Origin of the sequence: Arcicella sp. LKC2W (assembly GCF_034931005.1) — a bacterium.
Taxonomy (GTDB): Bacteria; Bacteroidota; Bacteroidia; order Cytophagales; family Spirosomataceae; genus Arcicella.
In genome coordinates this window covers 56,956-72,623 of the sequence record NZ_JAYGIN010000003.1, presented here as the reverse complement: position 1 = coordinate 72,623, position 15,668 = coordinate 56,956, and the positions used below count along the sequence as shown (strand labels likewise).

The window sequence follows — 15,668 nt, the reverse complement described above, 5'->3', positions numbered from 1 at the left end:
ACAACTTCTAAGATCTATGAAATTTCAAGGTTCTATTGTCAAAAAAACTCGTCAAGAAAAAGGGTATAAACAATGTTATCTCGCTTATCTAATCGGTATTTCTCAATCTCATTTATCAAAAATTGAAAGTGATAAGGCAGTCGTAACTGTTCCTGAACTCGTAAAAATTGCAAATTCATTGGATAAACAATTTTCCTACTTTATAACCTGATTTTTTAATGACTTTTGCCATTTGTCTTTGACTATTATATACCTTTGAGCATATTTAATCAATCTTATGCTTCGTAGACTTATTCGTTTAATTCCCCTTTTCTTGGTTGTATTTCTTGCCATTTTTGCATGGGAAAAACTGAAAGATTTCAAAAATCCATTTAGCAGTGGGGAAGTGGAGGTTTCGCACAATGTGTTGTTGCAACAAATTTCGTCGATGGGGAAATTGGAGTTGGTCAAATACAATTTTAGAGATGTCGTAGAAAGTAAAATCAAGAAAGATTTACTGCCCGATGCCAAAGTGCTTTTAATTGTTTCGGGCGAAGCAACGGGTTGTTTAGATTTGACTAAAATTAAGGTATCAGATATTGCCGAAAATGGCGATACTTTAGTTATTCATTTACCCGAACCAGAAATCTGTAATTATAAAATAGACCACTCAAAATCAAGGGTTTATGATACAGAATATGCGTTTTTGGATGAAGCAAAATTGGTAGATAATGCTTTTCAAAAAGCAGAAAGTGAGATAGCACAAAATGCCCAATCAATGGGCATTTTGGAACAGACGAAAAAATCTGCGGAACAAGTTTTAAAACCTTTTTTGGAAAATGTTTCTAAGAAAAAAGTGATTCTTCGATATGCTATGAAAGATAGTAAATGGGAATTGCGATAGAGTAACACAGACTTTAGTCTGTAATCATACACGAGACAGACTGAAGTCTATAATCATACACGAGACAGACTAAAGTCTATAATCATACATGAGACAGACTGAAGTCTATAATCATACACGAGACAGACTAAAGTCTATAATCATACATGAGACAGACTGAAGTCTGTGTTACTTAAATTACCACAACCACTTTCCCCATTACTTTTCTGTTTAAAATCTCATTTAATGCCTCTGATGCTTGTTCAAGTGTGTATTGGGCGTGGATGTGAGGCTTTAGATTTCCTTCAGCAATAAAACCCAAAAGTTCCTTGAAGTTTTGCATACTTTGTTTAGGTTCATTAGCGGCAAATGCTCCCCAAAATACACCAACGATTGATGCACCTTTCAGTAATGGCAAATTCAAAGGTAAACTTGGAATGTCGCCCGCTGCAAAACCAATCACTAAATAACGTCCTTTCCAAGCAATTGAACGAAAAGCTGGTTCGGTATATTTACCTCCAACGGGGTCGTAAACAACATCTACGCCTTTTCCACCCGTAATTTCTTTGATGCGTTCTCGTAAATCTTCCGTCGAATAATTGATTACTTCCGACGCTCCGTATTGTTTGCAAAGTTCCAATTTTTCATCTGTCGAGACCGCCGCAATTACTTTTGCTCCCATGATTTTTCCCAATTCTACTGCCGCCAAACCAACGCCGCCAGCAGCACCCAAAACCAAAAGTGTTTCACCAGCCTTTAATTCTGCTCGATTTTTCAGAGCGTGATAAGATGTTCCGTAAGTGTACATAACAGAAGAAGCCGTGATAAAATCCATTCCTTCGGGCATCGGTAATGTTTTCTGAGCATCAGCTTCTACTTCTTCGGCAAATCCTCCAAAACCAGTCAATGAAAACACTTTATCACCAACTTTCAAATGAGAAACGCCCTCTCCTACTTCCTTTACTATTCCCGAAACTTCGCCTCCTGGTGAAAATGGCAACGGCGGTTTTATTTGATATTTCCCTTGAATGATTAAAGTATCTGGGAAATTAACACCGCAGGCTTTTACGCTAACAACCACCTTACCTTTTGAGGCAACAAGAGAATTAACTTCCTCAACCACAAGGGCTTCTGGCAAACCATACGTTTTACAAAGAACAGCTTTCATATAATTATTGAGTGATTTTGGATTAGACTTCCTGCGAAAGTGTTTTATGATTGAAAAATGGTATATTTTCGCTATTTGTAGCCGAAAAGATGTTGTTTTACGACTTAAAACACTTTTGCAGGAAGTCTATTGAATGATTGAGTGAATATAGGAATAGAAATGACCAAATAAAAAAGGTTCGATGAAAAGTATTTCACCGAACCTTTTTGCCAAGAGAATCAATATCTATTCTCTATCAATTAATATCTAAATTAAGCTTCTGCTGGCTTTTCTGTTTCAACTTCCACAGGAGTTGCAAAAACCTCTGGCATATTCGTCGAAAGAATATTATACCAGTTAATCATTTTTTTCACGTCTGAAGCAAATACTTTTTCACGGTCAAAATCTGGAGCAACTGAATCTAAGAAATCGAACAAATCTGCATCTGTTGAGTTTTTGACGTTAATTTCTACTTTTTCGCCGTGTTTTTCTCTAATTGCCAAGAAAATATCTCCCAAAGGAATCGCATTATCTTGGTGATTAGCCATATAAACCGAAATGTCTTTCAAAACCGATACACGAGCATTTGCTCCGACTACCGAACGAGCTTTCTTTCCGTCCAAACTCTCAACAATTACACCTGTACGAGTAGGCTTCAAAATTCTATACAATCCACTTTGCCCTGAAATATTGGCAACTTCTTTTAATAATTCCATGTGTTTCTATTAAGTGATAAATGATAATTACATTAATGGCATAATCAAAATCACGTTTTTATTTCTATTGATAATTTTTACAAAAATACTCGTTAAATCTTTACAAAGAAAATGGGAGATTGTTAATAAATTTATATGTTTCAAAACTTATTACTCACCAAGTTATATACCTCCATCAACTCATCACTTCGCTAAAACTCCTTATTTAAGTTATCTATTGTATCCAAGATTTCTTTTCGACCACTCCCATTAACGGAGGAGGTTACAAAAAATTGTGGCATTTCCTCCCACGTTTCCAACATTATTTGCTGATAAGCCTCCACGTTTTTGTCAACTGCTGTTTTCGATAATTTATCAGCTTTAGTAAAAACGATACAGAAAGGAATTCCTTTTTCTCCCAAAGTATTGATAAACTCAAGGTCTAATTTTTGTGGTTCATGACGCACGTCCACAAGCACAAAGGTATAAATCAAGTTTTCACGATTTTCCAGATATTCATGAATCATTCTCTCAAACTTTTCACGGTCAACCTTGCTAACTTTTGCATAACCATAACCTGGTAAATCTACGAGATACCATTTTTTATCAATCTGAAAATGGTTGATAAGCTGCGTTTTTCCTGGTGTTTGTGAAGTTTTTGCCAAATCTCTTTTCTGAAGAATCGAATTAATGAGGGATGATTTACCTACATTAGAGCGACCAATAAAGGCATATTCAGGTTTATCAGGCTTTGGACATTTCTGATAATCGGTATTACTCTGTAAAAAAATTGCTTCTGAAATTTTCATCAGTTCTACGGGAATTTAGTGGAAAATCTGCTTGAAAATACTCAAAAAGATGCTCCTAATGTGTTGATTAATAAGAAAAAGTTTATCTAAACGGATTATATTGATTAACAAATGATAATCTATCAATATAAACTTGAAAAAAAATGCAAAAAACAATTTCATTTTTGCAGAAATATTTGCAATGTTTGTAAAACATCTGCAAATTTACGTAAGATTTATATCACTTCCGCTCTCTACACTCTGCAACAGAGTTTCCTTACTTAAGCTCCCCGCCTTAAAATGGAGCATTGAATACTTTTATATGATTAATGTTACTTTATCTCGTTTTATACGTTTTAAACATGATGAGCATCCCTCTTATAAGGTATGAGTTATTACTTTGCATTTTACCAAAACCCCGTATATATTTGTCAATTAAATCAAACCCCTTAAACACCTGATTTATTTTTTCTAACAACAACAATGAAGAAACTTAACTATTCGCTGCTTTATACAGCAGTCACACTCAGTTTGGTCAGCACGGTGGCTATCGCCCAAAATGACCTGCCGCCTAACGCAGTTAACGGCAAATGCTATGCAAAATGTTTGAAGCCTGCACAGTTTACCACTAAAACTGAGCAGTACGTAGCTAAAGAAGCTGGTAAAACGCTTGCCGTTATTCCTGCAACAATGGGTACTGAAACACAATCTGTTCTTGTGAAAGAAGCATCTAAGCGTTTGGAAGTTATTCCAGCAGCTTATAAAACAGTTTCTGAGCAAGTATTGGTGAAAGAAGCTGGTAAAACAGTTACAGTTATTCCTGCAGTTTACAAAACTGAAACTGAGAGCTATTTAGTAAAAGAAGCATCTAAGCGTTTAGAAGTTGTTCCTGCGGTTTATAAAACTGTTACGGAAAATATCTTCATGGGTGGTTGTCCAACAGGTTCATTTTTAGCAGGTTCTTGGGATAATGCACGTAAAGCATTTGTTGGTACTGACGGTTCTGTGGTAACAGGTAGCCCATGTAAAAAACAAGAAGTTGTTCCAGCAGTATTAAAATCTGAAACAGAACAATACGTTTCTAAAGCAGCATCAAAAACTTATACTGTTATTCCTGCAGTTTACAAAACTGAAACAGAACAATATATGGTTAAAGCGGCTTATTCACGTGTTGAAACGATTCCTGCTGAATACAGAACTGCTTCTGAGCAAGTTTTAGTAAAAGAAGCTTCTAAAGTGTTAACCGTTATTCCTGGTACTTTCAAAAAAGTTACAGAGCAACGCTTAGTAAAAGAAGCAGCTACTACTTTAGCAGCACAGCAATTTGGTTATAAAGCTGTTTCAGAACAAGTATTAGTAAAAGAAGCTTCTAAGCGTTTAGAAGTTGTTCCTGCTACTTACAAAACAGTAACTGAACAAATGTTATTGAAAGAAGCTACAACTACTTTGGTAACAACTCTTCCTACTTACGAAACAGTAACAGAAAGAATTAAAATTCGTGACGAATATACTAAATACGAAAGAGGTAAGGCTGACCCAGGTTGTTTATCTGCTAATCCAGACGACTGTCGTATCCTTTGTTTAGTAACAGTTCCTGCTGAATACAAAACTATTACAAAACAAGTATTGAAAGTTCCTGCTGGAACTAAGGAAGTTAAAACTCCTGCTCAATACCAAACTATCACTAAGCAAGTTGTAGCAACTCCTGCATCTGTACGTGAAGTAGCTATTCCTGCTGAATATACAACATTCACTAAACAAGTGCTTGTTGCACCAACAAGTGCTAATGCTGGCGGAAATGCTGCATTCGCTACTTCAACTGCTATTGCTGCTCAATACGAAACAATCACTCGTGAAGTTGTTGACCAACCTGCACGTATTGTAGAAAAAGACATTCCTGCTGAATATAGAACTATCACAAGAACTGTATTGGCGAAAGCTGCTTCTTCTCGTGAAACAGCTATTCCTGCTGAATATGCTACAATTACTAAGCAAGTTTTGGTAAAAGATGCTGAAGTAAAAGAACAAGTTATTCCTGCTCAATATGCTACTCGTACTAAACAAGTAGTGGCTACTCCTGCAACAGTTCGTTTATTAGACGTTCCTACTCCTTGTGCTGTTCCTGGTGACGGAAACGGTACTGGTGTTGGTGCTGGTAAATTAGCTGCTGGTGCAAGTTGTTATCAAACTGTAACTAAGCAAATTGTTGCAACTCCTGCAACAACTCGTACTATTGAAGTACCTGCTCAGTTTGCTACTCGTACAAAACAAGTATTGGTTTCTCCTGCAACTACAAAAGTTGTTGAGACTCCTGCACAATATGGAACTCGTACTCGTCAAGTTGTAGCAAATGCTGCTGCTACTCGTGAGGTTGAAATTCCTGCAGAATACAAAACAATTACTAAAACTGTTGTTAAATCTGCTGCAAGAACTGCTGAGACTACTATTCCTGCTGAATATGGTTCATATACTACAACGGCTCAAGTATCTGGTAACTCTTATGCTGACTGGGTTGAAGTTCTTTGTGAGCAAAAATTAACTACAGAGAAAATCATCCAAATCCAAAGAGCATTAAAAGCTAAAGGATATGACCCAGGTCCAATTGATGATATCATTGGAGTAAGAACTAAAGCAGCTATCTTACAATTCCAAAAAGATAACAATTTGGCAACAGGAAATGCTTTAAGCATTGAAACTTTGAAAGCATTAGGTGTAATGTAATTCACTGTTGAATAATATTTAAAAAAGCCCAGAGAATACTTCTCTGGGCTTTTTTGATGAATAATAGAACTGTTTTATTAATACCCTATAAAATTTTTAAAGCAGTTTTTAAGAAAAAAATCATGGCTTGATTATTGTCTAACGTATCTTGCAAACTACTTACGACACACTCAGATATGATAAAGCAGTTTTTAATAATCTTTTTATTGATATTGTCATCGAAAGCAAATGCTCAAGACATTCTATCAACATCTTTCTTTACAGGAAGCTACAAAGACCTATTGCAGGAAGCGAAGAGATTAAAAAAACCTATCATTTTAGACTTTTCAGCCAGTTGGTGTGGGCCTTGTATAAAAATGGATAAAGAAACATATTCTGATGAATTAATAGCGTCAATAATTAGTCTGAAATATTTTGCCTATAAAGTTGATGTGGAAGAATTGGAAGGCATTACAATCGCTGATAAATATAAAGTATCTCAGTTTCCAACAACATTATTTTTAGACTATAATGGTAAAACAATTGGAAGACTAAAGGGGTTTTATCCTCCTGAATATTTCATCAAGATTTTAGAAATGAATCCCAGTAAACGAAAGGGAATATTCAAAAAAGAAGAAAATTTTGATGCTTTAATAACGAGTTTATAAAAAAAGGTCTTTCAAGTTGCTTGAAAGACCTTTTTTATTATCACCGATTTTCTACAAAAAATCCAATTAATTGGCTCATTTTCAAGGTTTTTTTCTTGAAAAATGAAATTTAACAATTTAGTAATATTGAACTCAAAAAGTCTATCTACTTTTGTGGCATATATACCAATATGAATAATTCTAATCTTGAAGATGATAATAAAAGAAGATAGTTAAAGTAATACTTTTGACTATTTTCAGCTTAACATAGATTATATCATTTTCAATTTTTCTAACTAAAACCACAATGTTCGGACTCGACACATCTTTGTTCATCCTCCTTTTTTTATGCTTGTTTTTGGCGTGTGCCTTTGAATTCGTGAATGGTTTTCATGATACTGCCAATGCCGTAGCAACTGTTATTTATACCAACTCATTGAAACCGACTCAAGCTGTTGTTTGGTCTGGTTTTATGAACTTCTTGGGTTTATTAACAGGTGGCGTAGGAGTTACCATGTCAATTATTGGCTTACTGCCCACAGAGTTACTGATAGACCCCAATGTTTATCATGCCATGGCTCTTGCCTTCTCAATGTTGCTTTCTGCAATTATCTGGAACTTAGGAACATGGTATTTCGGTATTCCTGCTTCTTCATCACACACATTGATTGGTTCAATCATCGGTATTGGTGTGGGATACGCTCTTTTACCAGAAAACAATAAAGGACTTTCGACAGTAAACTGGGATAAAGCTACTGAAATTGGTCAAGCTCTTTTGCTTTCTCCATTATTTGGTTTTGCAGTTGCCATTGTATTCATGTATATCTTGAAAAAATCAATTGCTAACAAAGAGATTTTTAAAGAACCTAAAAAAGATACTCCTCCTCCATTCTGGATTAGAGCGATTTTGTTTACTACTTGTACCTTAGTTAGCTTTTTTCATGGACGTAACGACGGACAAAAAGGTATTGGTTTGGTAATGTTAGTATTGATTGCATTTTTACCAAGTTATTTTGCTATCAATACAAATGTTGACCCATTCAAATTGCAAGGTGAAGTAGGTGTGGTTCAATCAATTGTTGCTAAAATTGATACTAATCAATTATCATCAACTGAAAAAGAAAGTTATGCTAAAGTAATGAAAGGCGTAAAAGGCTTAAATGTTATTTTTGCAGATAAAACGTTAAATGCTAAAAATTTAACGGTTGAAACGAAGTTAGAAATTCGTAAAGACGTTTTAAATATCAATAAGCACTCGAAAAAATTAATGGAAAGCGATGCTGTTACTTTAAGTGCTGATGACAAAAAAGCCTTGAAAAAAGCCACTGCTGGTGAAAAACCTCCATTCTTTACCTTCGGAAATGCAAACAATGGTCTTTCTTCATTGACTGATTTTGCACCAAACTGGGTTATGTGGATGATTGCACTTTCATTAGGTTTAGGAACAATGATTGGCTGGAAGCGTATTGTTGTAACCGTTGGTGAGAAAATCGGAAAGCAACACCTTTCTTATGCTCAAGGTGCTTCTGCAGAGTTAGTTGCTTCAATTACTATCGGTTTGGCAACGGCTTATAAATGGCCAGTTTCAACAACTCACGTATTGTCTTCGGGTATTGCGGGTTCAATGGTTGCTTCAAAAGGTATCAAAAACTTACAAGGTGGTACCGTTAAAAATATCGTAATGGCATGGGTATTAACTTTACCTGTAACCATCTTATTATCAGCTACTTTATTCTATTTATTCCGTACTCTTTTGGGATAATATTTCAAGTATTAAGTCTCAAGTATTAAGAAAAATATAATTTTTTAATACTTGAGACTTAATACAACTTTTAGTACCAACTACCAATATAGAAAATCTAAAAACAATGACCACTTTCAAGGGACTTTCATGTCTAATGGCTATCTGTGCCATTAGCCTAACTACTTTTTGCCAAAATCCAATCTCAGAACCTAAAAAAGAAGAAAAAAAAGAGGTTCAACCTTCAAAGAAATGGTATGATAAAATCTCGTTGAGAGGTTATGCCCAAATAAGATACAATCGTTTGTTAGAAACAAATGAAAAACTCAAATGTGAACAATGCGATAAGTCTTGGGGAGAAAACGGTGGTTTTTTCATGCGTCGTGGTCGTTTAGTTTTTTCAGGAGATATTTCAGACCGTTTGTATATTTACATTCAACCCGACTTTGCTTCAAACGTTAGCAACTCATTTCAACACAGTTTTCAAATCCGTGATGCTTATTTTGACTTAGCTTTGGATACTAAAAAGGAGTATCGTCTTCGTTTTGGACAAAGTAAAGTTCCTTATGGCTTTGAAAATATGCAATCTTCACAAAATCGTCTTGCACTTGACCGTGCCGATGGAACAAATAGCCCAGTATCAAATGAACGTGATTTAGGAGTATTTTTCTATTACGCTCCTGCTGAAATCCGTGAGCGTTTCAAATATTTAGTAAATTCTGGCTTAAAAGGAAGTGGAGATTATGGTGTATTTGCTTTTGGTGCTTATAATGGGCAAAATGCCAACAAAGCTGAATTAAATAATGAACCTCATATCGTTTCAAGAATTACTTACCCATTCAAACTGAAATCAGGGCAAATTATTGAAACTTCGGTGCAAGCATATACAGGTAAATTTGTGATTGAAAAAACGGCGACAAAAAATAAAGCTACCGAAACCCAATATATTGACCGTCGTATGGCAGGTTCTCTCGTAATTTATCCACAGCCATTTGGTTTTCAGGCAGAATACAATATTGGTGAAGGGCCAGAGTTTAATCCAACAACGATGAAAACGGAAATAAAAAGCCTGAATGGAGGATATGCACAACTTATGTACAGAAAGAAGGTTGGTGAAAATCATATTACACCATTTGTAAAATATCAGTACTATAATGGAGGAAAAAAACACGAAATTGATGCAAGAAGATATATTGTGAAAGATTTAGAAATCGGGGCAGAATGGCAATTAAAAGACTTTTTTGAATTGACCGCCATTTATACCACTTCTGACAGAACTTTTGAAGATGCAGCTTTACCAATCAATAATCAGACAGGAAATTTATTACGTTTGCAGGCACAATTCAATTTTTAATGATAATTATTTCAGATTGATAAATAAACGCTAATGTTTATTTATCAATCTGAAAATCTACTAATTTACTTCTTCAAAGTAGTTTCAAACAACTTAAAAATCCGCTTATATTCATCCATCCACGAAGTTGGTTCTACAAAACCGTGGTCTTCCATCGGGTACGAAGCCAATTCCCAATTATCTTTTCTAAGCTCAATAAGTCGCTGAGAAAGTCGAACTACATCTTGATAATGCACATTTACATCCACCATTCCGTGACAAATCAACAGATTTCCTTTCAAACCTTCAGCGTGATAAATCGGTGAACTTCTATGATAAGCAATTGAATCGGTTTGTGGTTCGTTCAAAATATTAGCGGTATATGGGTGATTATACGCCGCCCAATCCGTAACAGGACGAAGAGCTGCACCCGCCGCAAAAACATCTGGTTTGGTAAACATTGCCATCAGCGTAATGAATCCACCGTAAGAGCCACCATAAATACCGATTTTCTTAGGGTCGATACCTTGAGTTTCTACCAAATATTTTGCTCCGTCCACGTGGTCAGAAAGGTCTTTTCCACCCATAAAACGATAAATTCCCGTTCTCCAATCACGCCCGTAACCCGCCGAAGCACGATAATCAATGTCCAAAACGGTATAGCCATTATCCACCAACATATTATGGAACATATATTCTCTAAAATACTGACTCCACCATTTATGTACGTTTTGCAAATAACCCGCCCCGTGTACAAAAACTACCGCAGGTTTCTTACCTTTTTCACCCGTTTTTGAAGCATATAAACGAGCATAAACGGTTTGTCCATCTTCAGCTTTGAAAGTGATAATTTCGGGTTCACGCCATTTGTATTCCTTAAATTGGCGGCTTTGTGATTTTGTTACTTGCGTAGCGGTTGCATTTACTTCATTTTCTTGAATGAATACCTCCCAAGGACGAGTTGAATATGAATTCAAATAAGCCAATTTGGTTTCATCTGGGGACAAAACCACTTGATTTGAACCCACCATTTTAGTTAAACGTATTGGTGTTCCTCCTGCCACTGCCAAACGATAAAAATGTTGTTCTCCAGGGTGAATTTCATTCGTTGTAATATAAAAATTTTGCTTGTCACGAGATAATTGCACCGACTGAACTTCAAATTTTCCTTTAGTTAATTGTTTACGAACGGAGGTTGCCAAATTAAACGTGTAAAGATGAGAATAGCCATCCACTTCCGACTGAAAATAAAGCGTTTGATTATCTCCCAAGAAACCCAAAGTTCCTGCATTGCCGCCAAAACCAATGCCAGGTCCACCAATCCAAGCTTCATCACGCTGGCGGTCTATGGTTTGCAACTTACGTGTAGCAGGGTCGAGACGCATAATCCAACGGTCTTTATTATCCTGACTTTTCACAACCAAAACACAATATTTCCCATCTTCCGACCAAACGACATTGCTAAAAATCACCTTTCTTGGCTCTGGCTTTTTCTTTACAGTATCTCTTTTTACCACAAGCGATTTTTTAACGTAATCCTTCAAATAATCAGGTTCGTCGTAAATTCCTTCAATATCTTTAATGGAAACCTGTAACGAAGTGTCTTTTTTGATGTCATAAACCCAAAATTCATAAGCCGTTTGAGCCGCACCAACCTTTGTACGAGCAGGAATATCTTCGGTAAAACCCGATTCAGTTACATAATTGGGTACGATTGCCGTTTTTGCTCCCGTTACAGATTTTACTAAACGATAGGTAATGTATTTTTCATCGGGACTAAGCGTTTGGGCATCCACCGATTTATCTTCTACGAAAATCTCTTTGGCACGTTTTGGCAAATCAGCTTTCTGGATTTTATCACCTTCTTTTTTCTTATCGGCTCTTTCTTTCAAGACTTCAAAAAGACTTAATTGGTCTTGCTTTTGCCATTTTTCTTGCTCGCTCAATTTCGGTTCTGGTTTCTTCGTTCCAGTCTGAAAATTAGTTAATTGGTCAACTTCACCATTGCTAATCGTGAAGCTAAAAAGGTTACTACCTTTCGTAAAAATGATTTTATCGTCCTTACCATTAAAATTTGGATTAGACTCATTTTCAATCGTATTCGTAAGTTGACGAATTGCCATTGTACGGCAATCTAATAAGAATAAATCACCGTTTTTAGCATAAACTTTTTTACTAAAATCAGCCGAATAATTTCCGTTAATTGACGGCAAAGCTCTACGAGTTTGTGGCGAAATCTTAAACGGTTTTTTCTCAGCCACCGAAGCCCCATAAAGTGAATCAGCTTTATTTTTATCGGGATTCCAACTAAAATAAACCGTTTTAGAATCCTCCGCCCAAAAGATATTTGAAGGCAAAGCACCCACCGTAAATTTAGGGTCTTGCATAATTTGCTCAACGGAAAGTTGTTGAGCAGAAAGCGTAAAAATGATGACGTTTGTTAGAAGTGTTAGTAGTGTTTTTTTCATGGATTTGGTCAATTAAAAAGGCAAGTTCTTGTGAACTTGCCTTTAAATATACGCAGAAAGAGTGATTTGATTGGCAAGACATTCAAATGAAGTCATATCTTTGAGGGAAATCAACTAAGCTACAAACTTGGTTTCAATAACAATTTTGTTCTATCAAAATCAAAACATACAATTTACATCATGGAACTCTACAATGACAATGAAAGATTTATTTCTATTCTTTCAGACTACGGATTTAAAGCGACTTTTGGCAACGAAAGTGATACCACTTTTTTGAAAAAAGCGTTGCAAGCTTTGATAAAATCACCCGTAGCTATTAGAGAAATTGAATTTATCAAAAATGAAATGACCGCCATAACTTTGGATAGTCGAAGCGGTATTTATGACTTAGCTTGTACCGATGAAAACGACAATCATTTTATCGTTGAAATGCAATTGAGTGAATACCCTGAGTTTATTCAGCGAATGAAATTTTACGCACTTTATCGTTTTAATACGCTTGTTAAGAAAGGAAAATATACCTTTGAAGGCTTACAGAAAATTTACTGTATAGGTATTTTAGCAAATGACATTTTTTCACATATCTTTGATTATCATAACGTTGCCGTTTTAAGAAATGAAAAAGGGGAACTAATTGACGACCAAATGACGTTCGTTACTGTAGAATTAGCTAAATTCGATACGCCATTAGCTGAGATAAAAACAGACTTGGATAAATTGATTTTTACCATGAAAAATTTACATACAATTACTGAGCAAACGCAATTTCCAATGTTTTGGAATGAAGAATGGCTGAATGTAGCTATTCAAGAATTAGACAAAAAAGCGATGACTCCCGAACAGCGATTGAACTATGAAATGATTATTTCAGCAAATGCTTTGGCAGTTAAGAATGAGAAAAAGAAAATTGAAGAAGCGGAATTAAGAATCAAATATGAAACTGTGAAAAAAATGCTTGCAAGTAAGCAGTTTTCAATCGAGGATATTGCAAATTTTAGTGGAACATCAGTTGATTTTGTCAATACAGTACAACTAGAAATTAATTCCCCAAAATAAAGAGCTAAAAGGAAAGGCGAGCCTCACGACTCGCCTTTTCCATTTAACCCCTACACATAAAACCCAACCCCAGCTTCCGCCATCTCCCGCAATTTTGCGGTCGGTTTAAAACGTTCGCCATAAGTATCGGCTAATCTATCACATTCTGAAACGAAGGTTTTTATCCCTACTGTGTCCACAAATGAAAGCGTTCCGCCTAAATATGGAGGGAATCCCCAAGCGAAGATTGAACCTAAATCGGCATCTAAATTGGTACGAATTACGCCTTCTTCTACACACTTCACGGTTTCTAAAACCTGACGATATAGTAATCTTTGCTTGATGTCATTGGTAACAATTTGCTCTTCTTTTACGGGGAAAAGTTCAGCTAATCCACTCCAAAGATGCTTTTTACCTCCTTCTGGATATTCATAAAAACCTGCTTTGGCTTTTTTTCCCAAACGCCCCATTTCGGTAAATTGTTTGCTTACTTGATAGGTTGTGTCAGTTTCTGAAAGTACGCCATCTTTTACGGCTGAACCCGAAATTTTGTAGGCTAAATCCAAAGCCACTTCGTCCGAAACCGCTAAAGGTCCAACGGGCATTCCAATTTGTTTGGCTACGTTCTCAATTACCACTGGATTTACGCCGTCTTTCAATAATTCAATACCTTCCGAAGTATAAGTTCCAAACACTCGTGAAGTATAAAATCCTCTCGAATCATTCACCACAATTGGCGTTTTACGAATTTTCTTTACGTAATCCATTGCCACCGCTAAAGCATAATCAGAGGTTTCTTTACCCATGATGATTTCTACCAATTGCATTTTATCAACGGGCGAAAAGAAGTGAATTCCGATAAAATTCTCAGGTTTTGCCGAAGCTTTTGCCAAGCCTGTAATCGGTAAAGTAGAAGTATTTGAACCAAAAACACCACCCGAAGCCAATAATGGTTCGGAATCTTTAGTTACCGTTGCTTTCAATTCACGATTCTCAAAAACGGCTTCGATGATTAAATCTGCTCCTTCAATATCGGCATAATTATCGGTTGGTTTTATTAAATTCAAAACGCCTTCCGCTTTCAAGGAATCCATTTTCCCTCTCGAAATCGCTTTATCCAAAATTCCTTTTGAATAGGCTTTTCCTTTCTCGGCGGCTTCCATTGACACGTCTTTCAACACGACTTGAATTCCTGCCATTGCCGATACGTAGGCGATACCCGCTCCCATCATTCCCGCACCTAAAATACCTATTTTTTTGACATCAGTTTTGTCAATTCCTTTCGGGCGACCAACACCTTTATTGACTTCATTCAAACCAAAAAACATAGTTCGAATTAGGTTTTTGGCAACGGATGAATTGGCAACTTTCACAAAATAACGGGCTTCAATTTCAATTCCTCTATCAATATTCACCAAAAGTCCCTCGTAAACGCAAGACATAATGGCAATTGGCGAAGGGTAATTTCCTTGCGTTTTGCCCAAAGTCATGGCTGTTCCACCCATCATTAATTGTAAACCTTTGGGCGTTAAAATATTTCCATTGGGAACTTTATAATTTTCACGAGCCTGAATTTTTCCCGTTTTTCTATTGACTTCGTCCCAAGGCTGAATAGCGTTTGGATTGGCATTGATGAACGCAAATGCTTTGTCCATCATCTCCTCGAAAGTTTCTGCTAATTCATTGACTAAGCCCAATGAAAGTGCTTCTTTCGGAGCAACTTTTTTGCCTTCTAATAGTAACGGAGCCGCCATTTCCATGCCTATCATGCGTGGCAAACGTTGCGTTCCTCCGCCACCAGGTAATAAACCGACCGTTACTTCGGGCAAGCCAATTACCGCTTTGGGATTGTTCAACGCCACTCGATGATGACACGCCAAACAGACCTCGTAACCTCCGCCCAAAGCCGTTCCGTTCATGGCGGCAACGACAGGTTTTCCGTTGGTTTCCATTTTACGGAAAATATGATTTAGACCTAACGAAAGTTTTAATAATTCATCGGGAGCTTTTCCGTTATTTTCCAAAATCATCTTCAAATCTGCCCCTGCAATAAACTCAGGACGTTCAGAAGTGATGACAATTCCTTTTACTTCCGTATCAGAATATGCTTTTTCCAAAGCCTCCGCAAGGGCTGGCATTGATTCACTATTCAACACATTCATCGGCTGATTCGCCACATTGATACTGAGAATAGCTACGTTATTTTTTATATTGTATGAAATCATTGTTTTATTTTAGTATTTTTGAGAAAA

Annotated in this window: 12 protein-coding genes; 7 read left to right on the top strand and 5 right to left on the bottom strand. The window is 36.3% G+C overall.

Features of this window, described 5'->3' with window-relative positions:
- The first annotated feature begins 16 nt into the window (after positions 1–16).
- Together VB796_RS23770 and VB796_RS03290 are read left to right on the top strand one after the other, a co-directional pair.
- Positions 17–211 carry a helix-turn-helix domain-containing protein gene (locus tag VB796_RS23770; RefSeq protein ID WP_416233511.1) on the top strand — a complete coding sequence of 65 codons (195 nt, stop codon included), beginning with the start codon at positions 17–19 and terminating at the stop codon, positions 209–211.
- Between the two features lie 66 nt (positions 212–277).
- Positions 278–883 (top strand): DUF4230 domain-containing protein, encoded by a 606-nt coding sequence (locus tag VB796_RS03290; protein ID WP_323345082.1) that lies wholly within the window; start codon positions 278–280, stop codon positions 881–883.
- 172 nt (positions 884–1,055) lie between these two features.
- Here VB796_RS03290 and VB796_RS03285 read toward each other — a convergent pair whose 3' ends face one another.
- The 3 genes from VB796_RS03285 to yihA all read right to left on the bottom strand — a co-directional run bounded on the left by VB796_RS03285 (position 1,056) and on the right by yihA (position 3,513).
- Positions 1,056–2,030, bottom strand: a complete 975-nt coding sequence (locus VB796_RS03285; protein WP_323345081.1) for an NADPH:quinone oxidoreductase family protein — start codon at positions 2,028–2,030, stop codon at positions 1,056–1,058.
- A gap of 251 nt (positions 2,031–2,281) precedes the next feature.
- The gene (locus VB796_RS03280; RefSeq protein WP_323345080.1) at positions 2,282–2,725 is read right to left on the bottom strand and encodes a DUF5606 domain-containing protein; all 444 of its coding nucleotides are present in this window, start codon (positions 2,723–2,725) and stop codon (positions 2,282–2,284) included.
- A gap of 191 nt (positions 2,726–2,916) precedes the next feature.
- Positions 2,917–3,513: a ribosome biogenesis GTP-binding protein YihA/YsxC gene (yihA, locus tag VB796_RS03275; RefSeq protein ID WP_323345079.1), complete on the bottom strand. Its 597-nt coding sequence runs from the start codon at positions 3,511–3,513 to the stop codon at positions 2,917–2,919.
- A 462-nt stretch (positions 3,514–3,975) separates the two neighbouring features.
- On the opposite strand from yihA, the gene VB796_RS03270 reads away from it, so the two are divergent.
- The 4 genes from VB796_RS03270 to VB796_RS03255 all read left to right on the top strand — a co-directional run bounded on the left by VB796_RS03270 (position 3,976) and on the right by VB796_RS03255 (position 9,934).
- Positions 3,976–6,213 carry a peptidoglycan-binding domain-containing protein gene (locus VB796_RS03270; RefSeq protein ID WP_323345078.1) on the top strand — a complete coding sequence of 746 codons (2,238 nt, stop codon included), beginning with the start codon at positions 3,976–3,978 and terminating at the stop codon, positions 6,211–6,213.
- A gap of 176 nt (positions 6,214–6,389) precedes the next feature.
- Positions 6,390–6,860 (top strand): thioredoxin family protein, encoded by a 471-nt coding sequence (locus tag VB796_RS03265; RefSeq protein WP_323345077.1) that lies wholly within the window; start codon positions 6,390–6,392, stop codon positions 6,858–6,860.
- Positions 6,861–7,146: 286 nt separating this feature from the next.
- Positions 7,147–8,601, top strand: coding sequence for an inorganic phosphate transporter (locus VB796_RS03260; RefSeq protein ID WP_323345076.1), 1,455 nt, complete (start codon positions 7,147–7,149; stop codon positions 8,599–8,601).
- A gap of 106 nt (positions 8,602–8,707) precedes the next feature.
- Complete coding sequence (locus VB796_RS03255) at positions 8,708–9,934, top strand: porin (protein ID WP_323345075.1); 1,227 nt, start codon at positions 8,708–8,710, stop codon at positions 9,932–9,934.
- A gap of 65 nt (positions 9,935–9,999) precedes the next feature.
- On the opposite strand, the gene VB796_RS03250 is transcribed toward VB796_RS03255, so the two are convergent.
- Positions 10,000–12,381: a S9 family peptidase gene (locus tag VB796_RS03250; protein ID WP_323345074.1), complete on the bottom strand. Its 2,382-nt coding sequence runs from the start codon at positions 12,379–12,381 to the stop codon at positions 10,000–10,002.
- A 180-nt stretch (positions 12,382–12,561) separates the two neighbouring features.
- Between VB796_RS03250 and VB796_RS03245 the strand changes: the two genes are divergently transcribed.
- Complete coding sequence (locus VB796_RS03245) at positions 12,562–13,437, top strand: Rpn family recombination-promoting nuclease/putative transposase (RefSeq protein ID WP_323345073.1); 876 nt, start codon at positions 12,562–12,564, stop codon at positions 13,435–13,437.
- Positions 13,438–13,487: 50 nt separating this feature from the next.
- Here the strand turns inward: VB796_RS03245 and VB796_RS03240 are convergent, their stop codons facing one another.
- The gene (locus VB796_RS03240) at positions 13,488–15,641 is read right to left on the bottom strand and encodes a 3-hydroxyacyl-CoA dehydrogenase NAD-binding domain-containing protein (RefSeq protein ID WP_323345072.1); all 2,154 of its coding nucleotides are present in this window, start codon (positions 15,639–15,641) and stop codon (positions 13,488–13,490) included.
- Positions 15,642–15,668 lie beyond the last annotated feature (27 nt).

What these genes read in the sequence shown, in the direction of transcription:
- VB796_RS23770 (WP_416233511.1), top strand. Translation starts at nt 17, where the DNA reads ATGAAATTTCAAGGTTCTATTGTCAAAAAAACTCGTCAAGAAAAAGGG.
- VB796_RS03290 (WP_323345082.1), top strand. Translation starts at nt 278, where the DNA reads ATGCTTCGTAGACTTATTCGTTTAATTCCCCTTTTCTTGGTTGTATTT.
- VB796_RS03285 (WP_323345081.1), bottom strand. Translation starts at nt 2,030, where the DNA reads ATGAAAGCTGTTCTTTGTAAAACGTATGGTTTGCCAGAAGCCCTTGTG.
- VB796_RS03280 (WP_323345080.1), bottom strand. Translation starts at nt 2,725, where the DNA reads ATGGAATTATTAAAAGAAGTTGCCAATATTTCAGGGCAAAGTGGATTG.
- yihA (WP_323345079.1), bottom strand. Translation starts at nt 3,513, where the DNA reads ATGAAAATTTCAGAAGCAATTTTTTTACAGAGTAATACCGATTATCAG.
- VB796_RS03270 (WP_323345078.1), top strand. Translation starts at nt 3,976, where the DNA reads ATGAAGAAACTTAACTATTCGCTGCTTTATACAGCAGTCACACTCAGT.
- VB796_RS03265 (WP_323345077.1), top strand. Translation starts at nt 6,390, where the DNA reads ATGATAAAGCAGTTTTTAATAATCTTTTTATTGATATTGTCATCGAAA.
- VB796_RS03260 (WP_323345076.1), top strand. Translation starts at nt 7,147, where the DNA reads ATGTTCGGACTCGACACATCTTTGTTCATCCTCCTTTTTTTATGCTTG.
- VB796_RS03255 (WP_323345075.1), top strand. Translation starts at nt 8,708, where the DNA reads ATGACCACTTTCAAGGGACTTTCATGTCTAATGGCTATCTGTGCCATT.
- VB796_RS03250 (WP_323345074.1), bottom strand. Translation starts at nt 12,381, where the DNA reads ATGAAAAAAACACTACTAACACTTCTAACAAACGTCATCATTTTTACG.
- VB796_RS03245 (WP_323345073.1), top strand. Translation starts at nt 12,562, where the DNA reads ATGGAACTCTACAATGACAATGAAAGATTTATTTCTATTCTTTCAGAC.
- VB796_RS03240 (WP_323345072.1), bottom strand. Translation starts at nt 15,641, where the DNA reads ATGATTTCATACAATATAAAAAATAACGTAGCTATTCTCAGTATCAAT.